The organism is Undibacterium sp. Rencai35W, assembly GCF_049340185.1.
GTDB lineage: Bacteria > Pseudomonadota > Gammaproteobacteria > Burkholderiales > Burkholderiaceae_D > Undibacterium.
Map to the genome: position 1 here is coordinate 83,319 of NZ_JBMPPC010000003.1, position 22,857 is coordinate 106,175.

Below are 22,857 nucleotides of genomic sequence, written 5' to 3' on the forward strand. Positions count from 1 at the left end.
TCATGATTTGATCATACTGGGGGTGGCTGGCCTCAGGCTTTGTTTAATGTTGCCAGATCAGCGATGGACTTTGCGTTCAGGTAACAGCAGCCGTTACGGCCATTTTGCTTTGCTTTGTACAGCGCTGTATCTGCAGCTTCTAACAAATGATGGATAGCGATATCTTCTTCTAACAGATAGGTACTGACTCCTATGCTGACACTGATTTGCTCGCTGATTCGGGATTTAAGATGAGGTATTGCGGTTTCCCAGACTGCTGCGCGTAATTTTTCGGCGAACTGCATAGCGAGATCTTCCGGCATATTTGGCAGCATCAGAATGAACTCTTCACCGCCATAACGGGCAACGATGTCAGTTGCTCTGACTAATTGCGCTTTCAGAGTCTGCGCTACTTTAACTAGGGTTTTATCGCCAGCAACATGACCGTAATAATCGTTGTATTGCTTGAAAAAATCGATGTCTACCATAAAGACCGAGAGCGGGAGTTTTTGCCGCTTTGAGTGGCCCATCGCCATCTTGAAATGTTCATCAAAAAATCGGCGATTATAAATGCCGGTCAGACTGTCGGTAGTCGCTTCTTTTTTCAGAATTTCTGAATGAGACCGCAACATTTTTTCACGTTTGATTGACGCGCTTGAATCCATGATCTGAATCAGACAATGCGTTTCATCGGGACTGGCAGAGATTGGTGTGATCGTGATCGACTGATGCATCCGGCCCCGATCCTCGCTCAATTCACTGGGGTCGAAGAGTGGTAAAGGTGAACGATGTAAGGCATTGGAGAGGACTGCAGGTAAGCCGTAATTGATCGTATTGCGTAGCGAGGTCATAAACGCCGTGGTGGGCTTGTCGCTAAATACATCTGAGATTTTTTTCTGTAATGCAGTCCCGGTATCGATCATGCTGTGTTTGACCATCCAGTCATTCCACATCAAGATGTGTTCATTTGCATCAATCAGTATGAGCCCCATATTGATGGCGTTAAAGATTTGGCCAGCCTTCTCGCTGGTCAATTTCTCTGGATGCTTCATTAAATATTGCCTAAAAAACGATCAATTTGTTGTACAAGATTTTTCAACGACGCAGAGCTCAGTAAAAAGATCAGATGACCTTCAGAGTGACGTTTTTCTATTGCCAGGTCGATATGTAACACTAAGATATATGGATGGTCAGACGTCTGTCCTATGCGTTTAAATAATTCGTCTGCTGATGCGACGGTGTAATTTGGCAATGAACTATTAAATGAAATATCCAGCATATCTGCCACGGCAGACAGGCAGGCATTCAAAATAATATTGCCTAATTCGCACATGGCTTCCTGCTCGAATTCGGCCAGCTCTTCAATACTCATTTGCGAACTCATCATGTCTCTTACAATTTCAAGCGCATGATCTTCGGTAAATAATAGTAAGGCTTCGGCATCGAAAGGGCCGGTGAACTGTTGCATGACTGCGCCAAACCGGTCACCTTCAAATGATAAAACCGAGGCGCTGATTTCGGAGGTTTTTCTGACTTCGACTTTAGGAACCGACAACTTCACTTCATCGCCAACGATTTCACTCAGGCTGGCCGCCGCTCGTCCAGCGCCGATATTAAAAACTTCGCTGAGAGCGTCGAGATGTAATTCGGTAAGAGAGTTCACTTAGTTTCCTAAGAAATGCGCCAGCGCCAGGGCGATCGATTTTTCGGTAACCGGTTTCGCAACAAAAGTGGCTCCGAGTTTATTCGAACGATTTTGAAAAGTTTCTTGAATATTGGCTGAAAAAATCACGATGCGTATGTCCGGGTGTTTGCCCAATATGATTTCAGCAGCGTCGGTTCCCAGCATGCCTGGCATGTTGATATCCATTGTGCAAAAATCGGGACTTTCTTTATCCGCAAGACCGATTGCCTCGTCGCCATTCGACGCCTCGAGAATCTCCCAGTCATCGTGTTTGCTTTTGATGTGAGCGCGTATAACCATGCGAGAGACTTTGCTGTCATCGACGATCAGGAGTTTTTTTTGTATTTGATCTTGGCTCATTGCGATTTCATCTTGGTTGTTTTTATGTTGATTGATTTTAACTGAAAGGAATTTCTAAAACACCTTGTTTACATTCTTTAACTTCCGCCACAACGTGGTTCGGCTAATACCTAAATGCCGGGCGACATCATCGCGATTGTGTTTAAATTGCTCCATAACTTGCCATAAGGAAATATCAGCTGCATCAGCTTTTAGATTCCGTTCACCGATATCTGGATTCTTTTTTCCTGGCAAATTCGTATTTTCTTGTTTGCTTGTTAAGATTTCTGGTGCAATTTTTATTAGTAGGCTGGTGGTCAGTGCCTGCAGTGGTTCAGCCGCCAGGAATAAGGCTAAGCGTTCCATCATATTGCGCAATTCTCTGACGTTGCCGGGCCAGTGATATTGCGCCAGCAGTGTGCCGCAGGCGAGAACCTCGGCATGCAGATTGGCATGGGGACGGCTTCCCAAAGATGCCAGCGCATGCTTGATGCACCATTCTGCTAATGGCATCAAGTCCTCTTTGCGCTCACGTAACGGCGGTAGCTGTAAGCGTAGTACAGCCAGCCGATAAAACAAGTCTGACCTGAAGCGATTCTCGCCGATACGTGCATCGAGGTCGCAGTGCGTCGCACTGATAATCCTGACATCAACAGGAATAGGGCGGACTCCACCAACCCTTACGACTTCTCTTTCTTCCAGGACGCGTAGTAGCCGGGTTTGCAGGCTTAAAGGCATTTCGCCGATTTCATCCAGAAATAAGGTGCCACGATGCGCTGCCTCGAATAAGCCGGCATGACCGCCACGCCGGGATCCGGTGAACGCGCCGTCCTCATAACCAAATAACTCCGATTCCAGCAACGATTCGGCAATCGCACCGCAGTTAACGGCGACAAAAGGGTGACGTGCGCGTGGACTTTCTTTATGCATGGCTTGTGCCGCCAGTTCCTTGCCGGTACCGGTTTCACCTTGTATCAGCACCGTCGCCGGGGAACGGGCGAACAGCATGATTGATTGCCGCATGCTTTGCATGGCAGGGGACTCACCCCGTAAATCAGCCAGACCATGCCGCGCCCGTAGCGATTCAGCGGCGGGATGATGGCGCCCGCGTGCGGACTCCAGGCGTGTTAAGCGGGCGATTTCCATCGCATCTTCAAATGATTGACGTATCGATTCTGCGGAATACATGAAAATACCCGTCAACCCGGCTTCCTCTGCCAGATCGGTAATCAAGCCTGCACCAACGATGGCTTTAATACCCTTAGCCTTGAGTTCACTGATTTGCGCGCGGGCATCTTCTTCCGTGACATAAGTCCGTTGCTCGAGCTTGAAGCCAAAGGTATTTTTAAAGTCGACCAGTTCCGGCATTGTCTCCTGATACGTGATCAGGCCAATGTCTGGCGAGACCCGGCGCGCTCTGGCGAGTGCCTGCATGACATCGAAGCCGCTGGCCTTCGCGATCACGACAGGGACGGGCAAACGGTTTTTGAGATACGCGCCATTGGATCCCGCAGCAATCACCGCATCGCAGCGTTCGGTTTGCAGGCGTTCGCGCAGATGTTGTGCAGCTTCTTCAAAGCCCATGTGAATGGGTTCAATCGTCGCACTGGCGTCATATTCGACCATGATGTCGCGAAATAAGTCGAATAATCGCGAGATGGATACCGTCCAGATGACGGGTTTGTCATTGGCGTCGCGAGGGATCGGTGCTTGAGGTCGCATGATTGGTCTGAGGTGAAGTGTTTTTTGGGAGGTGAGGCTAAAGATGCTTGCGATGGTTAAAGCGAACTTCTCTGGCAAAGTGAGGTTGAGAATGTTTCAAATTTCTATGTTGATCGTTTCATTGTTTCAAAAAATGTTTCGAACTAAACGTCATTATGAAACAAAAGTCAGTCAATAGCGAACTGTTTTCCCTCAGTATCATCCAGATGACGTGCTTAAGTCCTTGATCCACCTCATATTTTTACAGCAGTGATGATGTCTTTGTAAAACTGGCACGCTGATTGCAACAGGCTTACGCAGCAAAACCCTATTTTGAAAGGTAAGAATATGAGTCAACTCTCCGCAGGTGCTGCGTTCCGTAAAGCCATGCAAGAAGAATCGCCCTTGCAATTGGTTGGTGCGATCAATGCGAATCACGCTTTGCTGGCAAAACGTGCCGGTTTTAAAGCGATCTACTTGTCCGGTGGTGGCGTCGCTGCCGGTTCTCTGGGTTTGCCAGATCTGGGTATTTCTAATCTCGACGATGTGTTGACCGATGTACGACGGATTACCGATGTGTGCGATCTGCCTTTGCTGGTCGATGTGGACACCGGTTTCGGTTCTTCTGCCTTTAACGTGGCACGTACGGTTAAATCCATGATCAAGTTTGGCGCCGCGGCGATGCACATCGAAGATCAGGTTGGCGCAAAGCGCTGCGGTCATCGTCCTGGCAAAGAAATCGTCAGCAAGTCAGAAATGGTCGATCGCATCAAAGCTGCCGTTGATGCGCGTACCGACGACAGCTTCGTGATTATGGCGCGCACTGACGCTTTGGCAGTCGAAGGGCTGGATGCGGCGATTGAACGTGCGCAAATGTGTGTCGAGGCCGGTGCGGACATGATTTTTCCGGAGGCGATTACAGAGCTTGCGATGTACAAGCAATTCGCAAACGCGGTCAAAGTCCCTATCCTGGCGAACATTACTGAATTCGGTGCAACACCTTTGTACAGCGTGGAAGAACTGGCTGCAGTCGATGTCGGTCTGGTGTTATATCCATTGTCTGCTTTCCGTGCCATGAATAAGGCGGCAGAAAATGTATACACCGCGATTCGTCGTGACGGCTCGCAAAAAGCGGTCGTCGATACGATGCAGACACGCATGGAATTGTATGAGCGCATCAATTATCACGATTTTGAGCAAAAGCTGGATGCTCTATTTGCTCAGCAAAAATCTAAATAAAACGCATCATAGAATTTAATTATTTACTAAAAATAACATACTCCCCATTTTTTTATTAAAAACTAGCCAATTCCGCACGCATTGATTGGTGTTTTGAAAAATACTGGGTAAGAGTATGTTCTTAATCGAACAAGTCTCACAAAGGAGAATCACATGACTGAAGCTGCCGTTCCTTTTAAACCAAAAAAATCCGTTGCCTTGTCAGGTGTTGCTGCCGGTAACACCGCGCTGTGTAGCGTTGGCAAAACTGGTAACGATTTGCACTATCGTGGTTATGACATTCTGGACGTTGCAGATGCCTGCGAATTTGAAGAAATCGCGCATCTGCTGGTGCACGGCAAATTGCCTAATATCGCTGAACTTAAAGCGTATAAAAACAAGCTGAAATCCTTGCGCGGTTTGCCCGCCAATATGAAAGCAGCGCTGGAAGCTTTGCCAGCGTCCGCTCATCCTATGGATGTGATGCGCACGGGCGTCTCGGTTTTGGGTTGCACCTTGCCAGAAAAAGAGGATCACAATACGCCAGGCGCGCGTGATATCGCCGACCAGTTAATGGCATCTCTTGGCTCCATACTGCTGTACTGGTACCACTTCAGCCACAATGGTAAACGGATTGATGTCGAGACGGATGATGATTCTATCGGTGGACATTTCCTGCATCTGTTGCATGGTCAAAAGCCAAGCGCATCATGGGAAAAAGCCATGCATACCTCGCTGATTTTATATGCAGAACACGAGTTCAACGCGTCCACATTTACCTGCCGCGTGATCGCTGGTACAGGCTCTGATATCCATTCCGCTATCACAGGCGGCATTGGTGCTTTGCGCGGACCAAAACACGGCGGTGCAAATGAAGTCGCGTTTGAAATTCAGAAGCGTTACGACAATCCGGATGAAGCAGAAGCGGACATCAAAAAGCGGGTAGAAAATAAAGAAGTGGTGATTGGTTTTGGACATCCGGTCTATACCGTGTCTGATCCCCGTAACAAGGTCATCAAAGAAGTCGCACGTCAGTTGTCAGTTGAAGCAGGCTCTACCAAAATGTTTGATATTGCTGAACGCTTAGAAACAGTGATGTGGGATATCAAAAAAATGTTCCCGAATCTGGACTGGTTCTCTGCCGTGTCGTATCACATGATGGGCGTGCCAACTGCCATGTTTACACCCTTGTTCGTCATTGCTCGCACTTCCGGCTGGGCAGCACACATCATTGAACAGCGTATCGACAACAAGATCATTCGTCCAAGTGCGAATTATGTCGGGCCTGAAGATTTGCAATTTGTGGTGCTGAAAGACCGTAAGTAAATTGTGAATGTATTCAAAACCTCTCACCACAGAGTCACGGAGACACAGAGGAACAACAAAAGCAGAGAAAAGGACTGATTTACTGTTGCTCTGAGGCGGGGGCTTGAGCTTTTTTATCCGGCCTTCCAATTCAATATGAGTGGCAGTAAATAGCTCTTCATTTTGCGCAAGTCCTAATTTAAAAAGATCGTTCTAGAAGTAAGTGGATTTTCTTTTGCTCTTCCTTTGTGTCTCTGTGCCTCTGTGTTGAGAGGTCTTGATTGATTAATTTGGACAATATAATGAATACCCAATTCCGCAAACAACTCCCAGGCACTGCGCTGGATTATTTTGATACCCGTGCCGCAGTCGATGCGATTACGCCTGGTGCGTATGATAAGTTGCCATACACGTCTCGTGTCCTCGCCGAGAATCTAGTGCGTCGTTGCGATCCGGCGACTCTGACCGACTCATTGAAGCAATTCATTGAGCGTAAACGTGATCTGGATTTTCCGTGGTTTCCGGCACGTGTGGTGTGTCACGATATTCTCGGACAAACAGCATTGGTTGACCTGGCTGGTTTGCGTGACGCGATTGCGGATCAGGGTGGTGATCCAGCTCAGGTCAACCCTGTGGTACCAGTGCAATTGATCGTTGATCATTCGCTGGCAGTGGAGTGTGGCGGTTTTGATCCCGATGCTTTCAATAAAAATCGTGCGATTGAAGACCGTCGTAATGAAGATCGTTTCGACTTCATCAACTGGACAAAAAAAGCGTTCAAGAATGTCGATGTGATCCCACCGGGTAATGGCATCATGCATCAGATCAATCTGGAGCGCATGTCGCCGGTGATTCAGATCAAAGATGGCGTGGCTTTCCCCGACACGCTAGTCGGTACTGACAGTCACACACCACACGTGGACGCCTTGGGTGTACTGGCGATCGGTGTTGGCGGTTTAGAAGCAGAAAACGTTATGCTTGGCCGTGCATCGTGGATGCGTTTACCAGACATTATCGGCGTAGAACTGTCTGGTCGTCCGCAGCCCAATATTACTGCGACCGACGTCGTGCTGGCGATGACGGAGTTTTTGCGTAAACAAAAAGTGGTTGGCGCGTATCTCGAATTTTATGGCGAAGGCGCTGCTGCATTAACTCTCGGTGATCGTGCAACGATTTCCAACATGGCACCGGAATATGGCGCGACTGCAGCGATGTTTTCTATCGACCAACAAACGATCGATTATCTGAAACTGACTGGCCGTGAAGATGCGCAAGTCAAACTGGTAGAGACGTATGCCAAGCACACCGGCTTGTGGGCAGATAGCTTGAAGACCGCTGAGTATGAGCGGGTACTGAAATTTGATCTGTCTTCCGTAGTACGTAATATGGCCGGTCCCTCCAATCCGCATGCACGCGTTGCCACTGCTGATCTGGCAAGCAAAGGTATCGCAGGTAAATGGGATGATGTACCAGGACAGATGCCGGATGGCGCAGTCATCATCGCTGCAATTACCAGTTGCACCAATACTAGTAACCCACGTAATGTGATCGCAGCTGCTTTACTGGCGCGCAATGCCAACAAGCTTGGATTAACGCGTAAGCCTTGGGTCAAATCTTCGCTCGCGCCGGGTTCTAAAGCAGTGACTTTGTATCTGGAAGAAGCCGGCTTGATGGGTGACTTGGAGAGACTCGGTTTTGGCGTTGTGGCCTATGCCTGTACTTCTTGCAATGGTATGTCGGGTGCTCTGGATCCTGTCATTCAACAAGAGATTATTGACCGCGATTTATATGCGACTGCGGTATTGTCGGGTAATCGTAATTTTGATGGACGTATCCATCCATATGCAAAGCAAGCCTTCCTTGCTTCACCTCCTTTAGTTGTGGCATATGCAATTGCCGGTACCGTGCGTTTTGATATTGAAAAAGATGTGTTGACTGTGGTCGATGGCAAAGAAATTCGTTTGAAAGATATCTGGCCGAGCGATGAAGAAATTGACGCTATCGTCAAATCCAGTGTCAAGCCCGAGCAGTTCCGTAAAGTCTATGAGCCCATGTTTGCGATTCAGGCAGACAATGGTGAAAAGCTTACTCCGCTGTATGACTGGCGTCCACAAACTACCTATATCCGCCGTCCGCCGTATTGGGAAGGTGCGCTCGCTGCACCGCGCACCATGAGGGCGATGCGTGCATTGGCCGTCTTGGGCGACAATATTACGACCGATCATTTGTCACCATCGAACGCCATTATGCTGGACAGCGCCGCTGGCGCTTATCTCGCAAAAATGGGTTTGCCGGAAGAGGATTTCAATTCCTATGCAACGCACCGCGGCGATCATCTGACAGCACAGCGCGCCACCTTTGCGAACCCGACATTGAAGAATGAAATGGTGCTGGAAGACGGCAAGGTCAAAGCCGGTTCATTAGCACGCATTGAACCAGAAGGCAAAGTCACCCGCATGTGGGAGGCGATAGAAACCTACATGGAGCGTAAGCAGCCACTGATCATCGTCGCAGGGGCGGATTATGGACAAGGTTCCTCACGTGACTGGGCGGCGAAAGGCGTGCGTCTGGCCGGTGTAGAAGCGATTGCGGCAGAAGGTTTCGAACGTATTCATCGAACTAATCTGGTTGGGATGGGTGTATTGCCATTGGAATTTAAACCGGGTGTCAATCGCCTGACTTTGCAAATTGATGGCACTGAAACCTTCGATGTCATTGGTCAGCGTACACCTCGTGCGACCTTGACGTTGGTGATCAACCGTAAAAATGGCGAACGTGTCGAAGTACCGATGACTTGTCGCCTGGATACAGCGGAAGAAGTATCGATTTACGAAGCGGGCGGTGTATTGCAACGCTTTGCTCAGGACTTTCTAGAATCAACAAAGGCGATCTAAGAAGCTTAGGGTATGCCATGCGCACCCCTCCGTATTAAATGTCGTAAAGATCAATAGGAATCAGCATGACCCACGTTCCACAAATCAAAATCCCCGCGACCTATATTCGTGGCGGCACCAGCAAGGGTGTCTTTTTTCGTTTGCAGGATTTGCCCGCAGTAGCGCAAGTCCCCGGTGCAGCGCGTGATGCTTTACTCTTACGCGTCATCGGTAGTCCTGATCCTTACGGCAAGCAAATTGACGGGATGGGCGGTGCGACATCGAGTACCAGCAAGACAGTCATCCTCTCCAAAAGTACCAAAGCGGATCACGATGTAGATTACCTGTTCGGTCAGGTCGCGATCGATAAAGCCTTTGTTGACTGGAGTGGCAACTGCGGCAATCTGTCTGCGGCGGTTGGTTCCTTTGCGATTAGTGCAGGATTGGTCGACGTAAGTCGCATTCCACAAAACGGTGTTGCTGTGATCCGTATTTGGCAAGCGAATATCGCCAAGACTATCATCGCGCATGTACCGATTACCAATGGTGAAGTGCAAGAGACCGGCGATTTTGAACTTGACGGTGTGACCTTTCCGGCAGCAGAAGTACAGCTAGAATTTATGGATCCGGCGGCGGATGAGGACGGCGCTGGTGGTTCTATGTTCCCGACGGGGAATCTGGTCGATGATCTGGATGTGCCAGGTGTCGGCATCCTCAAAGCGACGATGATCAATGCCGGTATTCCGACTATCTTCGTGAACGCAGAAGCTATCGGTTACACCGGAGCCGAGTTGCAAGATGCGATCAATAGCGATCCTGTCGCAATAGCAAAATTTGAAACCATACGTGCCTACGGCGCAGTCCGTATGGGACTCATCAAACATATCGACGAAGCGGCGAGTCGCCAGCACACACCGAAGGTCGCCTTTGTCGCTCAGCCTGCTGACTATGTGTCATCTAGCGGCAAACAAGTCGCGGCTGCCGATATCGATTTGTTAGTACGAGCGATGTCGATGGGCAAATTACATCACGCGATGATGGGTACCGCCGCAGTGGCGATTGGTACTGCCGCTGCTATACCTGGCACGTTAGTCAATCTTGCTGCTGGTGGTGGCGACCGGACGGCCGTGCGTTTCGGCCATCCATCAGGCACTTTACGCGTCGGTGCTGAAGCAACTCAGGTCAATGGAGACTGGGTGGTGAAGAAGGCCATCATGAGCCGCAGTGCGCGTATCTTGATGGAGGGTTGGGTACGTATACCCGGTGATGTATTTTGATGTGACTTGGCTGCTATGACGGTTTATCAAAACAGAGCAAGTCTCTGAACTGTTGACCGTCTTATGGAAGCTCTTGGCCAATAATGGCAATACTACATAACAGACGCCAGCTTTTTTAATCCGCTCCGAACGATGCAGAATTTGATACACCGCAATGTGAGTGCACTGCGGTGAGGGAATTGCTGTGCCTCGAATTTTGTTTACCCTACACTGCAGGTGGCGGATGGCAGTAATGATTGAAGAATTTCTTTGCTGAGGTCATTCATTTTTGAAATTAAAAAATAAAGCCTTAGTAGTCTTAGTAGCCTTAGTAGACGAGGGCGAGAAAAATAAGAAATAAAGTCGTTTCAATTTTTTGCATCAATTTGGACATTAATTTGATAATCCCAGTTTTGACGCACATTTGACGTACACATCCTCAGTTGGAGACACTATGAATTTCGCAGACTTCTATAAAAAATCGATCAACAATCCCTATACCTTTTGGGATAAAGAAGCGCAACTGATCGACTGGGCGGAGCCGTACACGCAAGTCCTTGATTACACTCGTCCACCTTTTGCAAAATGGTTCGTCGGTGGCAAGACCAATCTTTGTCACAATGCAGTTGATCGCTGGGTTGCAACGCAAGCGGATAAACCGGCATTGATTGCCATTTCCACAGAAACCAATTCCGAGAAAGTATTTAGCTTCGCTGAATTACAAGCAGAAGTGCAGCGCATGGCGGCGATGATGTTGTCGTTAGGTGTAAAGCAGGGTGACCGGGTCTTGATCTATATGCCGATGATTGCGGAGGCCGCATTTGCCATGCTCGCTTGTGCCAGAATTGGCGCTGTACATTCCGTTGTGTTCGGTGGTTTTGCAGCGAAGAGCCTGGCAACCCGGATCGATGATGCGCAACCCGTTCTGATCGTGTCGGCGGATGCTGGTATGCGAGGCGGCAAGGCCGTACCATATAAGCCTTTGCTGGACGAGGCGATTACGACTGCAGTGCATCAGCCACAACATGTCTTGCTCGTGAACCGTGGCCTGGATCCGATGAATCTGGTGGTGGGACGGGACGTCGATTACGCGAGTTTACGCGAACAGTATTTGCATGCGGTGGTACCGGTTACTTGGCTGGAATCGAATGCGATTTCATATATCTTGTACACCTCGGGCACAACCGGCAAACCAAAAGGAGTGCAGCGAGATGTCGGAGGCTATGCGGTTGCTTTGGCATCGTCAATGAAGCATATTTATTGCGGCAATCCCGGGGAAACCTATTTCGCTACCTCTGATATCGGATGGGTTGTCGGGCACTCTTACATCGTGTACGGACCACTGATTGCCGGTATGGCGACGATCATGTATGAAGGAACGCCGGTTCGTCCTGACGCTGGAATTTGGTGGAGCATCGTTGAGAAATATCAAGTGACACGTATGTTTTCTGCGCCTACGGCGATTCGCGTTCTTAAAAAACACCCGCCAGAGCTGATGAAAAAATATGATTTATCTTCGTTGAAGGCCTTATATCTTGCGGGCGAGCCGCTTGATGAGACTACGTCCAGCTGGATTGCGACTGAGCTTGGCGTGCCGATTATTGATAATTACTGGCAGACAGAAACAGGCTGGCCAATTTTATCCATTGCTCGCGGTATTGAGGACAAAGCTACCCGCTTGGGTAGTCCGGGTGTGGCGATGTATGGCTATGACGTCCAGATTATCAATGAATCGACAGGTGAAGAGTGTGCTGCCAATGAAAAAGGTGTCGTCGCAATCAAAGGACCGTTACCGCCGGGATGTATGCAAACAGTCTACGGTGATGATCAGCGCTTTGTACAAACGTACTGGAGCAATTTCGCGCATGCACAGTTGTATTCGACGTTTGACTGGGGCATCAAAGATGCCGATGGTTATTATTTTATTCTTGGACGTACCGATGACGTGATTAATGTTGCTGGTCACCGACTTGGTACCCGCGAGATTGAAGAAAGTATCTCAAGTCATCCACAAGTATCGGAGGTAGCTGTGGTAGGCGTCGAGGACAAACTGAAGGGGCAGGTTGCGGTTGCCTTTGCTATTTTGAAGCATCCTGATTTACTTAATAATGATGAAGCGAAACGCGCGCTAGAAGCGGAAGTCATGGCCGTCGTGGATAAGCAATTAGGCGCAGTAGCGCGTCCGTCACGCGTTCATTTTGTGAGTACCTTGCCTAAAACACGGTCCGGGAAATTGTTACGTCGTTCGATTCAGGCGATTTGCGAAGGACGTGATGCAGGTGACTTGACCACGATTGAAGATCCGGGTTCTTTACAGCAAATTAAGCTGGCACTGCAATGTTGATTAACTGTGCCCTGGTATTTTGTGCATTGCAGAAATATCGCAGGATATGAGGGACTATGTTTGCAAATTGACAGAATTTAACATTAGTTCTCTTGATTACTAGCAACTGAAAGTCAATACTTAGACACCATTCATATACTAAAGAGGTAGACATGAAAACTTTGTCCAAAGTAGTTGCATGCATTGCACTTAATGTCTTGTTCGCTAGTTCAGTTATGGCAGCAGACCGCGGCTCTGAACCCGAAGCTGAGGCGATGGTAAAAAAGGCCGTGGCATTGATCAAGTCCGCGGGCGCTGAGAAGGCTTATGCGACGTTTACAGAACATCCGGGCGGTGCATTTAAAGACAGGGATTTGTATATTTTCGTCTATGACTTTAAGGGTAACTGTTTAGCTCAGGGTGCCAATCCCAAGATGGTTGGAAAAAATCTCGTTGGTTTGAAAGATGTTGACGGCAACGCCTTCATCCAAGGAATGATCAACGTGGTAAAGGACAAGCAAAAGGGTTGGTATGGGCCATACAAATTCACTAATCCCAATACTACTGAATACGAGCTGAAAAAGTCATATTGCGAAAAAGGTGAGGGTGAGACTATGGTTTGTGTCGGAACTTATCTGGTTAAATAACCTGACTGAATAACCGAATCAGATCGTCGTGTGACATAAAAAAACCTCCAGGCGCTGGAGGTTTTTTTTCGAGAAAACGTAAATAATATCCGTCATTACCAGTAAAAATGTCAGGCTAACAAGGCAGCAGTCAAGGATCTGACCTCTTCTTCCGATTCTTCTAGAATGCTGTTTAACGTACCATCGCCGACGACGAAATCGATTTCTGACGCATATTGATTTGGCTCAGTTTCAAAGCGCATTTCGAGTGGTGAGCGGATGGAAGCGAGTTCATTTGCCAGTAACAGGGTATCACCGAGTGTCTCTGGTGGCATAGCGCGTAGGCCGAACCAGAGCGCTTCTACCGCATCCAATACCGGTTGTGGCAACATCAGGTTCTTTAAAACAACTCGACCGATGATGGTCTCAGGCGTTTCTTCTGTCGATTCAATAATCGTATCTGAAAAAGCAGGCAGGTCGCTAGCTAAAGGATCTGGTTTGTTATCGAGTAAGCAGGGAAATTCTTCGACTCTTGATAACAAATAAAAGCCACCAACTTCATGCACAATACCGGCGAACATGGCGGTGTCCGGATCGAGTTTGGTAATGCGACGGGCAATGACTTGCGAGAGTGCGGCGACCTGAGCGGTATGTTCCCAAAGCTGATTGGCCTTGGCGCGGGTTTCCGGATTCTTGCTGGCACCGGCGAGCTGGCGTACGACCAGGGTCGCGACAATTGAGCGCAACGTGCGGAAACCAAGTCTGGCAATTGCCGATTTGACGTTCGTGACATCATTGCCGCGGTTGTAGGCAACCGAATTGGCGATGGCGACGACACGGGCTGACAGCAAAGGCTCATTCATGACTAGCTTGGCTGCGGTATCGGTGCTGCAATCAGGCGCATCTAATGCCTGCTGAATTTTAAGGGACGCCGTCACATTGGTGGAGAATACCAACTCTCCCCGATTGGCCTCGGCAACGATACTATTGAGAGCTTCCGTTTTATCCATGGCAGAATTCATATTGGCATTGATAGACATATACACCGGCATGGCCGGACCTGTTATTCCACTGAGAATTCAAACGCGCATTTATGACATCTTGCGTTGTTTCATCAATAAAATTACGCCATCACATTTCGAGCTAACTGACCAGCTACTAGGCTGTCAGGTGCGTAGTTGATTATTCAACTAATTGTGCAACTGACTCATCACCATCTCATTCTGAGCGACTTGTAGTTGCAGGTCAATGAGTATGGTGATTATTGCTATTTGTTGTAACTTATTGCAAAACATTCTACAACTTCTGCTGTTCTGTGATCCATTTGTCGATTTTGGCTTCCAGCAAAGCGAGTGGTAGCGTTCCATCACTTAAAATCGCGTCATGAAACTGGCGTAAATTGAATTTTGTCCCCAGCTGGGTCATGGCACGTTGCCTGAGTTCCATTATTTTCAGTGAACCTATCTTATATCCCAATGCCTGACCTGGCCAGGCCATATAACGTTCGGTTGCGTTGCGAGCAGTTGCTTCATCATACCCCAATGTTGCTTGAAGGTATTTAATTGTTTCTTCACGTGTCCAGCCCTTGGCGTGGAGGCCAGTATCTACTACCAGTCTGGAGGCGCGCAGTAGCTCATCTGTCAAATGACCGAGATACGCGTTCGGATCGTCAAATACTCCCATTTCTTTACCCAATGTCTCTGCGTAGAGAGCCCATCCCTCGGTGTAGGCGTTATTACCGCCAAATTTGCGAAACTTCGGAATATCGAGCTCTTGTAAAAACGCCAGATGGAAATGATGACCCGGCTGTCCCTCATGCAGGAATAATGTCGTCATTCCAGTCGTTGCGTATTGCGCTGGATCATTGATGACTGCCCAGAATACACCGGGACGTGAGCCGTCGATAGCTGGTGCCGAGTAGTGATCTGAGGCAGTCTGCCTGCTGATTTCGGGTTCTGGACGTATATCCAGTGGTGCCTTGGGAATCTTACCGAAGAGCTCTGGTAATTTGCCTCGAATCACAGTGTCGATGCGACGATATTCAGCTAGTATTTCCGCCTCGGTTTTAAACGGGCGATATTGGCTTTGTGTATCGATCCATGCAGGTAAACCTTTCGGATCGCCGCTATAGCCTAATCTTGGTCCAAGCAAAACAAATTCATTTTGAATACGGGCGACTTCTTTAAGTCCTATCGCGTGAATGGTTTCGGGATCGAGGGAGGTTGTTGTCTGATCGCGTACCAGTGCCTGATACCATTTTGTTCCATTTGGTAAGACTCCGAGTCCAGAGCTATTGCGGCTGGCGGCAAGATAGTCTGTCTGCATAAAGGTATTGAGCTTGCGCAAAGCAGGCAAAGCTTTTTGTGTAATCGTGTCACGATATGCTGCCGTTAAACGAGCTTTATCTGCCTCACGAAAGTCAGCCGGGAAATTTTTGACCGGAGTGTAATACGCATGATCCTCAGCATGCGCAGTAACTAGCGCATTTAACTGAGGTAGGGTCGACAGGACTAGCGACCGCGGCAACACAATCCCTTGTCGCATTCCTTCACGCATATTGATGATGGCTTGATTTATCCAGGCCGGTAATTGAGCGACCCGTTTTAGATACATGTCGTATTGCACTGGTGTTTGTAACGCCTGAGAACTTTGTCCACTCGCAAAATTAGCTAAGATGACCGGCACACTATCCATCTGATTCAGTGGCATCAAGCGCTCATTAAAAGCGAACATCGCTAACGCCGATTGAACGTCGTAATTGAGGCAGTCGTAAGTAACCTGGTCCGCGGTGCTAAGTGCAGTGCGGTTAATGTGAAGGAGTTCTTTTGCGACCTTGTTATACATCGTTATTTCACGTGCTCTGACGGCAGGTACTAGTGTCATCGGCAACTGATCGTCAAAGCGATTATCGCCATTCCCGGTTGCCATCAGAGGCTCAAAACGGGCGACCTGATTGTAATAATTTTCGGCCAGAACGCTAAGTTGTTTGCCTGCCACTTTAACGCTGACTGAACTATTGCCCAGCTCATTTACAGCAGCGAAAACAAGGGGCGTTACTGCAAATGCACTACTAAATAAACCCAGTGAAAAAACGAGTGTCGTCAGTGATACAGACTTGCGCATGAAATACATCCTGGTTAAAAAATATGAATAAAAATACGAACAAAAATTGAAGAGCAAGGATTGAAAAAAACAGGTGAAGAGAACAAGAAAAAATAGATTTATTCGCAGTTAACCATCCACGGTGTACCGAACTGATCGACTAGCATTCCAAACCGCTGAGCCCAGAATGTTTTTTCAAGCGGCATGATGATCTTTATAGCCTGCTCTGATAATGCGGCAAATAGCCGCTCTGCTTCCGCTACATCTTTGGTATTCAGTGACAAAGAAAATCCTTTCATGCCTTCATACGGATGGCCTGGCATATTGTCGGAGCCCATCAGGGTCCGGCCATTGATAAACATGCTGACATGCATGATCAGTTGCGCTGCCTCAGGCGGACATTGGTCTGCCATCGGTGAGTCACCAAAACGATGAAATGCCTCGATTTTTCCACCAAGACGTTGTTCATAAAAACGAAATGCAGCTTCGCAATTATTGTTAAAAGTCAGATAGGTATTGAGTTCCATCGTGGTCTCTTTAGTTTGTATGAGAGGGAGTTGCCGTCACGCCTGAAAGTTTTCAGATGACGGCATTTCATCATATCATTAGCCTATGCAAAGATGACCGTACAGCTTGTAATTTGGGTAAATTCCAACAAGTAATGTAGTCTCAGCGAGGCGTTGGAATGACTTGTCCTGCAAAACGATAATGAGCCAGGAAGCTTATAAATAGTACGTTTTAACAAGATAGAACTGCCGGAGAGTTCTAAAAAACGGATTAAGTTTTTTTGAAAATTGGTCGATATAAAGATGTTCTGTATTTCTTCTGGCATGGGAGTCCACCATGATCATTACATCATCCGATATTTTGCTGGCATCCAGCTCTGCGAGTTCCTCTCAGCTCGATGTTCATGAGAGCACCCGTGCCTGGGTTGGGCGCCAGCGGCCTAATTTTGATAATCCAAGAACTCCCTTGGACTTCAATGAATCAGGCAGCACCGTACAACTTTCTGATGCTGGCCGTATAGCGCTGGCGAAAGACCAGACTTCCTTCTCCTCAGTTAAGCATGGCGATGCTGCCGACGAGGCGCAAGCGATTGAACAAGCAAATGCTGCCGTAGAGAATGATCCAAAATTACGATTGATCATTAGCCTGATCGAGCGTTTGACAGGCCGGAAAATTAATTTATTCCATGCTTCGGATCTGGCGTCCTCAGAGAACACAAGCAAGGTGCCGTCGATTATCTCCGATGATGCCTCTGATGGTGCGTTTGGCAGTGCTCATGTTCCATCTTCAGCACCATCCCGGAATGCAGGATGGGGTCTGGAGTACCAGCGTCAGAGCTCCTACACCGAGACAGAACAAACCTCGTTTCAAGCCACAGGCCTCATTCATACTGCGGATAATCAGGAAATTAAATTTAAGCTCAGCATTCAATTACAACGCAGTTATCACGAGGAGAGTAATGTCAGCGTGCAGGCTGGCGACGGTAAAAAAATTGATCCGCTTGTCATTAATTTTTCTGCTAATTCGGCACAACTGACTTCGCAGAAATTTTCGTTTGACTTGAATGCCGACGGTATCAAAGAGTCGATTTCGTTTGTTCAGGGAGCTGGTTTTCTGGCGCTGGATAAAAACGGTGATGGCAAAATTAACGATGGCAGTGAGTTATTTGGCCCCGCGACCGGGAGCGGATTCAATGAGCTTAAAGCTTTAGATAGCGACGGCAATGGCTGGATTGATGAGGCGGATCCTGCATTTCAGCAGCTTCGCGTATGGACTAAAGACGCCAGTGGTAAGGATAAGCTGAGCACGCTCAAGCAGGCCGATGTCGGCGCACTCTTCCTTGGTAATGCCAGCACACCGTTTTCGATTAAAAATGCGCAAAATCACTCTCAGGGGCAGTTGGTATCATCTGGATTATGGCTGTCGGAAGAAGGTAAAATCGGTAGTTTGCAGCAGATTGATCTGATCGCCTGAGTTTCGCAATTTTTAATATTCCCAGTATTCTCAATATTTAGGCATCCTCTGATAAAGACATTGGTGCGGGCGATTCATGTCGTGCATGGGATGACGTGGCATAACTTGGCAGTGACTCACGTGAAGGCGATTGCCTTGGCCTGTCTTGCCGCGCTCGTGATGACGGGCGAGGCTTGCGTTCTATCGGTTGCAGTGGATTATTCACCATGTGAGGTAATTGATTCACCGCCTGAAAAATTTCCAGTTCTGACGGTTTGGCGCGAGATTGCCAGCGCAAGGTAGATACGCCCGCGCTGCGCGTCAGTTGATCCCGCTCCTTATCTTTTTCCGCATTATGCATACGATCATCCAGCTCGATAATGCAGATCAATTCCATCGTTTTGCTATAGATTGCATAATCAACCCGTTTTTCATTGATTTTCCAATATGCGTAGCGGTTTTCCTGAAAGCTGTCGACCGGTGCGATCAGTGCCGCCATGGCGACTTGAGGGAATACGTGCACACCAGGCAGCGAGCGGCAAAGACGGCCAAAGAATTCCACTTCGTTCGGCGTCATCAGTGCAACGGGTTTATAGTGCGAACGCCTTCTTTTCGGCTTAGATTTCGTGGCTTTGAGTGCAATGCCGATAAGCAACAAAGCAACAACAAAAAGTACGAAAACCTTGCCTGGAACGTCGAAAAATTGGTTAATCATGTGAAGCACAAAAGTGTTTTTAGATAGATGCTTAAATGCTAACACGTCTTTGCGTGAAAAACGCGGATAATGTTAGTAAATTCACAGCAATCATTTATTTTTCAATAATTATTCATTTATCAATTATCTGTAACAATCTGGAGCACTCTTGAAAACCGCACTCATCCCTGGCAAAGCCGTCGCGAAAATCGACAAACAAATTATTGGCAATCTCTTACTCACGCAAGTCAGTGTGGATATTGTCAAAGAAGAGAAAATGATTATTGGTATCCGTAACGAAGCTGGTGATATCTATCGCTTGATAGGGGCGACGCGAGTCAATAGTTATATGAATGCGATCGAAGAATTGTTCGATCTTGAAATGAGTGACGAGCTCGACGGGATAGAAGAGACAAGAGAGGGCTGTGATGCGATTTTCAGTTTTGCCTGATGAAGTAAATCATATGTAGACAGATGTAAAAAAACCGGCTTTACCGTATGGGTCAAGCCGGTTTTTTTACATCTGCTGCATCAGCGCTTAGCGCATGAATTTGCCATCTTTGCCAATCACCGTTAGGTCAACAAAGTGGGACCCGTTGTGATTCGACGGACTGTACTTCACCTGAAAGCCGCCGGCATCATAATTCGACATTGATTCCAGACTGCGTACAAAACTTTCACGCGTCAGATTACTGCCAGCGCGTTTTAAGCCTTCCACAAAGACTTTCGCGGCGATAAAGCCTTCGAGACTGACAAAGCCTACTTCGCGTCCAGGTTTGCTTAGGTAAAGGCTTTTGTATTCCTTGATGATAGGGTGAATGTCATCCCATGGTGCCGGTACGACTTGCGAGATCATGACGCCCCGGCCATCCTTGCCAAGTTCTTTGGATAAAGCTTGACTGCCAACGAAAGAAATATTCCAGAAAATCGGTGCGCCGACCGTATCTTTCAGCATGTCTTTGATAAAGGCAGCGCAGGATTTGTACGCCGAGATCATGATCACTGCTTGAGGTTTGGCGAGTTTGATCTGTGCGACTGCTTGCGCCACATCAACGCTGTTGCGTTCTACCGTGGCGATACCGATGACTTCAATATTGCGCTTTTTCATGGCGCGTGTAACACCTTCCAAGCCCGCTTTACCATAAGCGTCGTTTTGATAAAACACGGCGATACGAGAGATCGACAGTGTCGTGATGTGCTGCACGATTTTTTCTGTTTCTTCAAAATAGCTGGCGCGTATGTTGAATACATTCCGATTCAGTGGCTCACGCAATGATTGCGCGCCGGTAAAGGCTGCAAAAAATGGAATCTCTGCTTTGGTCACCAGTGGTAACGCTGCATTGGAGGTGGGCGTGCCGACATAGCCGAATAAAGAAAACACGCCTTCAACATCAATTAATTGTCTGGTGTTCGACGTTGCACGATCTGCTTCGTAACCGTCATCGAGTGTTTTTAAAACGATTTGACGACCTGCCACACCGCCTTGCGCATTGATGTGGTCAAAATAGGCTTGCGCACCATCGCGCATTTCTGTTCCAAGTTGTTGCGCCGGACCTGTTAGTGCTGCGGATTGTCCGATCAAAATAGACTTGCTGCTCACGCCTGTTTCGGCATGCACGATTGTGCTGAGAAGCAAACAGAAGCTGGTGAGCAATAGGGATATAGATTTCATTGTGGTGTTGTGTAATTGAAAATAAGGTAAAACATTGGTGCCGGCACTTCGACTGGCAAAGCAAGGATTGGTTGCAGAAAAATTCTGCAATGCAACAATTCGGACTGATTCTAGGGCCAATATGTGACCTACAGGTGACTTACCTATGGTCTGTATGTGACGCAAACGTGAATGGCTATTGATAAATAATAAGGTTGATAGAAGTATTGTAGTTCGTATAATTATTTATGCTCGACGATATAGATTGGGAATTTTATTTTTACTGAGTATCATCATCCATAAGCTGCCCGCACTTAATAGCAGCCAGTTAAGAGAGGGCATATGCAGTGTTTGTGCTAGATCGAATAAGACACCGCCTGCCAGACTACCGATCATCGTTCCCATGCTTTGATAAAAAATTTGTTGCGACATCAGCTTGCCCGTATCTTCCGATGATTGATTCGCATGGCGGGCAATCAGTACATCAAATGATGGACCGTAAAATACCTGACCAAATGAGAGCAAGATGGCGGATGCGATGACCGCGACCCCATGATTGCCTGCGACGACCATTAACACAAAGCTAACGAACAGACAGGCGTAGCCGATTTGTAGAAAACGAAAATGTTCCAGTGTCCGAACGGCTCGTTTTGATACCGGAATCTGGAAAAAAATGATGACCAGTGCGGCCAACCAGAACGGCGTCGATACCGGAATTTCAGGCGTGTATTTCGGGATGTGCAAGCTAAACCCGATCATCGGTTGTACGGCAAAGCACCAGAACACCGCGTTCGACACGAAAAACAAGGTGGGCAAACTGACGGGTGGTGTTTGCCCTGTCATTGCGCGATCCTCGCTTGTTGTCGTGTTTTCGGTTAATTGCTGCATAGCCAGTGCGGCATTGCTGTCGGTTTCATGGCGAGCGATTGCCCGCATTGCGTAGAGCATGAAGATCGCATACGCGATAAAACTGATGAGCACGATCAGGAATACAATTTTTAAACTGTGATTAGGTACCCAGCCAGCAATCAGATAACCTAATACTAGTCCCATGCGGATTGCGAAAGCCAAGCGACTGAACAGAGAGGCCTGATCGAGTTCTTTTAGTTTGAGTAAATAATTTTTGAGCCCGGGAAAAGATAAGCCACTTCCCAGTCCAGCCAGTAAGGCGAACAACGCCAGTGCCCATGCTTGTTGCAGGTAAGCCATGCAATACAAGGCGATGCCCTCAAGCAGAATATTGCCTGTCACGGCGAACGGGTGATTTGCCAGGCCAGGGTAACGGCTACCCAGATGTGAACCAATGACGCGTCCCAGATTTAAACCAAATAATATCGATGCAGCCCAGGTTCCTGAAAAAGCTTTACCGGTTTCTGAGACGATCAATGGTGTATATAAGGCCACACCTGCCGATGCCAGCGCCACACCGACATAGATCAGATAAGAATTAAAAACGGAATTGAACGATCTGGCTTTGGTTTGCATGTAAAAACAACGAATGAGGCCTGAATACCGGCACTATGGCACGCCGATTTTTGGGAGCATGAGGACAATCAAAAAAATACTTAACTGCTTAAGTTGATTTGCTTCATCAGACACAGGGCGGTGTAAAGTAGCGACACTGGTACCGATACCGTCAGACAGTTATAGCAAAAACAGTAGTAACAATAAACAAAGCGGTAGTGCTAGCAGGTGCAACATCGCAATTGCCATAGAAGCGGATAAACAGATAACCAGAGGGGACAACACCATGATTGCACGCTATATCAACGCCATACTCATTACCGGTGGCGGCATCATGCTGCTGGTAGGCCTACAGTTTATCGCACCACAGCAACTATTGCATATACAAAACTTAGTTGTGAGCGACAGTGCCGGACTATTATTTGCGCGGCACTGGGGTTTGCTGGTCGCCTGCCTTGGTGGATTGACCGTGTATTCCGCATATCATCCGCCGCTTCGCATCCCCGTCATCATTGCCGTGACGATAGAAAAAGTATGTCTCGTCGGTGTGCTGCTCGCCAGCATGGATGATCCTGCGCTCAAACCGATGTTGCCCGTCATTGCGCTGGATGGTCTATTTATAGTTTTGTTTTTGCTGTACTTGTCAGGCAAACGCAATGCGGCGGAGTGAGTTGCAATCCGTC

Annotated in this window: 19 protein-coding genes; 9 read left to right on the forward strand and 10 right to left on the reverse strand. The window is 47.9% G+C overall.

The window, feature by feature from the left end; translation table 11 throughout:
• Positions 1–32 precede the first annotated feature (32 nt).
• From ACO0K3_RS07415 to prpR, 4 genes are read right to left on the reverse strand one after another with little or no spacing between them, the layout of a single operon-like run.
• Positions 33–1,031: a diguanylate cyclase gene (locus ACO0K3_RS07415; RefSeq protein ID WP_422983310.1), complete on the reverse strand. Its 999-nt coding sequence runs from the start codon at positions 1,029–1,031 to the stop codon at positions 33–35.
• Entirely contained in the window at positions 1,031–1,642 is a 612-nt protein-coding gene (locus ACO0K3_RS07420) for a chemotaxis protein CheX (protein ID WP_422983312.1), read from the reverse strand. Before ACO0K3_RS07420 ends, ACO0K3_RS07415 begins: the two co-directional genes overlap by 1 nt.
• Positions 1,643–2,023 (reverse strand): response regulator transcription factor, encoded by a 381-nt coding sequence (locus ACO0K3_RS07425; RefSeq protein WP_422983314.1) that lies wholly within the window; start codon positions 2,021–2,023, stop codon positions 1,643–1,645.
• Positions 2,024–2,077: 54 nt separating this feature from the next.
• On the reverse strand, positions 2,078–3,724 hold the full coding sequence (gene prpR / locus ACO0K3_RS07430) for a propionate catabolism operon regulatory protein PrpR (protein ID WP_422983316.1): 1,647 nt from the start codon (positions 3,722–3,724) through the stop codon (positions 2,078–2,080).
• Positions 3,725–4,051: 327 nt separating this feature from the next.
• Here prpR and prpB point away from each other — a divergent pair, with 327 nt between their 5' ends.
• The 6 genes from prpB to ACO0K3_RS07460 all read left to right on the forward strand — a co-directional run bounded on the left by prpB (position 4,052) and on the right by ACO0K3_RS07460 (position 13,325).
• Positions 4,052–4,942: a methylisocitrate lyase gene (gene prpB / locus ACO0K3_RS07435; RefSeq protein WP_422983318.1), complete on the forward strand. Its 891-nt coding sequence runs from the start codon at positions 4,052–4,054 to the stop codon at positions 4,940–4,942.
• Between the two features lie 153 nt (positions 4,943–5,095).
• On the forward strand, positions 5,096–6,247 hold the full coding sequence (prpC, locus tag ACO0K3_RS07440) for a bifunctional 2-methylcitrate synthase/citrate synthase (RefSeq protein ID WP_422983320.1): 1,152 nt from the start codon (positions 5,096–5,098) through the stop codon (positions 6,245–6,247).
• A gap of 281 nt (positions 6,248–6,528) precedes the next feature.
• Complete coding sequence (acnD, locus tag ACO0K3_RS07445) at positions 6,529–9,120, forward strand: Fe/S-dependent 2-methylisocitrate dehydratase AcnD (RefSeq protein ID WP_422983322.1); 2,592 nt, start codon at positions 6,529–6,531, stop codon at positions 9,118–9,120.
• Positions 9,121–9,185: 65 nt separating this feature from the next.
• Positions 9,186–10,376, forward strand: a complete 1,191-nt coding sequence (gene prpF / locus ACO0K3_RS07450; protein ID WP_422983324.1) for a 2-methylaconitate cis-trans isomerase PrpF — start codon at positions 9,186–9,188, stop codon at positions 10,374–10,376.
• Between the two features lie 433 nt (positions 10,377–10,809).
• Positions 10,810–12,699: a propionate--CoA ligase gene (locus tag ACO0K3_RS07455; RefSeq protein WP_422983326.1), complete on the forward strand. Its 1,890-nt coding sequence runs from the start codon at positions 10,810–10,812 to the stop codon at positions 12,697–12,699.
• Between the two features lie 152 nt (positions 12,700–12,851).
• Positions 12,852–13,325 carry a cache domain-containing protein gene (locus ACO0K3_RS07460; RefSeq protein ID WP_422983328.1) on the forward strand — a complete coding sequence of 158 codons (474 nt, stop codon included), beginning with the start codon at positions 12,852–12,854 and terminating at the stop codon, positions 13,323–13,325.
• 110 nt (positions 13,326–13,435) lie between these two features.
• Here ACO0K3_RS07460 and ACO0K3_RS07465 read toward each other — a convergent pair whose 3' ends face one another.
• From ACO0K3_RS07465 to ACO0K3_RS07475, 3 genes are all read right to left on the reverse strand, one after another.
• On the reverse strand, positions 13,436–14,314 hold the full coding sequence (locus ACO0K3_RS07465; RefSeq protein ID WP_422984031.1) for an HDOD domain-containing protein: 879 nt from the start codon (positions 14,312–14,314) through the stop codon (positions 13,436–13,438).
• A gap of 286 nt (positions 14,315–14,600) precedes the next feature.
• Positions 14,601–16,427 carry a DUF885 domain-containing protein gene (locus ACO0K3_RS07470; RefSeq protein WP_422983330.1) on the reverse strand — a complete coding sequence of 609 codons (1,827 nt, stop codon included), beginning with the start codon at positions 16,425–16,427 and terminating at the stop codon, positions 14,601–14,603.
• Between the two features lie 98 nt (positions 16,428–16,525).
• On the reverse strand, positions 16,526–16,933 hold the full coding sequence (locus ACO0K3_RS07475; RefSeq protein WP_422983332.1) for a VOC family protein: 408 nt from the start codon (positions 16,931–16,933) through the stop codon (positions 16,526–16,528).
• 316 nt (positions 16,934–17,249) lie between these two features.
• Here ACO0K3_RS07475 and ACO0K3_RS07480 point away from each other — a divergent pair, with 316 nt between their 5' ends.
• On the forward strand, positions 17,250–18,386 hold the full coding sequence (locus ACO0K3_RS07480; protein ID WP_422983334.1) for a hypothetical protein: 1,137 nt from the start codon (positions 17,250–17,252) through the stop codon (positions 18,384–18,386).
• Positions 18,387–18,423: 37 nt separating this feature from the next.
• On the opposite strand, the gene ACO0K3_RS07485 is transcribed toward ACO0K3_RS07480, so the two are convergent.
• Positions 18,424–19,080, reverse strand: coding sequence for a DUF2726 domain-containing protein (locus ACO0K3_RS07485; protein ID WP_422983336.1), 657 nt, complete (start codon positions 19,078–19,080; stop codon positions 18,424–18,426).
• 148 nt (positions 19,081–19,228) lie between these two features.
• Between ACO0K3_RS07485 and ACO0K3_RS07490 the strand changes: the two genes are divergently transcribed.
• Complete coding sequence (locus ACO0K3_RS07490) at positions 19,229–19,510, forward strand: hypothetical protein (protein WP_422959827.1); 282 nt, start codon at positions 19,229–19,231, stop codon at positions 19,508–19,510.
• 87 nt (positions 19,511–19,597) lie between these two features.
• Here the strand turns inward: ACO0K3_RS07490 and ACO0K3_RS07495 are convergent, their stop codons facing one another.
• Entirely contained in the window at positions 19,598–20,731 is a 1,134-nt protein-coding gene (locus ACO0K3_RS07495; protein ID WP_422983338.1) for an ABC transporter substrate-binding protein, read from the reverse strand.
• A 225-nt stretch (positions 20,732–20,956) separates the two neighbouring features.
• Entirely contained in the window at positions 20,957–22,195 is a 1,239-nt protein-coding gene (locus ACO0K3_RS07500) for an MFS transporter (RefSeq protein WP_422983340.1), read from the reverse strand.
• Positions 22,196–22,460: 265 nt separating this feature from the next.
• Between ACO0K3_RS07500 and ACO0K3_RS07505 the strand changes: the two genes are divergently transcribed.
• Entirely contained in the window at positions 22,461–22,844 is a 384-nt protein-coding gene (locus tag ACO0K3_RS07505) for a hypothetical protein (RefSeq protein WP_422983342.1), read from the forward strand.
• Positions 22,845–22,857: the final 13 nt, after the last annotated feature.

What these genes read in the sequence shown, in the direction of transcription:
- ACO0K3_RS07415 (WP_422983310.1), bottom strand. Translation starts at nt 1,031, where the DNA reads ATGAAGCATCCAGAGAAATTGACCAGCGAGAAGGCTGGCCAAATCTTT.
- ACO0K3_RS07425 (WP_422983314.1), bottom strand. Translation starts at nt 2,023, where the DNA reads ATGAGCCAAGATCAAATACAAAAAAAACTCCTGATCGTCGATGACAGC.
- prpR (WP_422983316.1), bottom strand. Translation starts at nt 3,724, where the DNA reads ATGCGACCTCAAGCACCGATCCCTCGCGACGCCAATGACAAACCCGTC.
- prpB (WP_422983318.1), top strand. Translation starts at nt 4,052, where the DNA reads ATGAGTCAACTCTCCGCAGGTGCTGCGTTCCGTAAAGCCATGCAAGAA.
- prpC (WP_422983320.1), top strand. Translation starts at nt 5,096, where the DNA reads ATGACTGAAGCTGCCGTTCCTTTTAAACCAAAAAAATCCGTTGCCTTG.
- acnD (WP_422983322.1), top strand. Translation starts at nt 6,529, where the DNA reads ATGAATACCCAATTCCGCAAACAACTCCCAGGCACTGCGCTGGATTAT.
- prpF (WP_422983324.1), top strand. Translation starts at nt 9,186, where the DNA reads ATGACCCACGTTCCACAAATCAAAATCCCCGCGACCTATATTCGTGGC.
- ACO0K3_RS07455 (WP_422983326.1), top strand. Translation starts at nt 10,810, where the DNA reads ATGAATTTCGCAGACTTCTATAAAAAATCGATCAACAATCCCTATACC.
- ACO0K3_RS07460 (WP_422983328.1), top strand. Translation starts at nt 12,852, where the DNA reads ATGAAAACTTTGTCCAAAGTAGTTGCATGCATTGCACTTAATGTCTTG.
- ACO0K3_RS07465 (WP_422984031.1), bottom strand. Translation starts at nt 14,314, where the DNA reads ATGGATAAAACGGAAGCTCTCAATAGTATCGTTGCCGAGGCCAATCGG.
- ACO0K3_RS07470 (WP_422983330.1), bottom strand. Translation starts at nt 16,427, where the DNA reads ATGCGCAAGTCTGTATCACTGACGACACTCGTTTTTTCACTGGGTTTA.
- ACO0K3_RS07475 (WP_422983332.1), bottom strand. Translation starts at nt 16,933, where the DNA reads ATGGAACTCAATACCTATCTGACTTTTAACAATAATTGCGAAGCTGCA.
- ACO0K3_RS07480 (WP_422983334.1), top strand. Translation starts at nt 17,250, where the DNA reads ATGATCATTACATCATCCGATATTTTGCTGGCATCCAGCTCTGCGAGT.
- ACO0K3_RS07485 (WP_422983336.1), bottom strand. Translation starts at nt 19,080, where the DNA reads ATGATTAACCAATTTTTCGACGTTCCAGGCAAGGTTTTCGTACTTTTT.
- ACO0K3_RS07495 (WP_422983338.1), bottom strand. Translation starts at nt 20,731, where the DNA reads ATGAAATCTATATCCCTATTGCTCACCAGCTTCTGTTTGCTTCTCAGC.
- ACO0K3_RS07500 (WP_422983340.1), bottom strand. Translation starts at nt 22,195, where the DNA reads ATGCAAACCAAAGCCAGATCGTTCAATTCCGTTTTTAATTCTTATCTG.
- ACO0K3_RS07505 (WP_422983342.1), top strand. Translation starts at nt 22,461, where the DNA reads ATGATTGCACGCTATATCAACGCCATACTCATTACCGGTGGCGGCATC.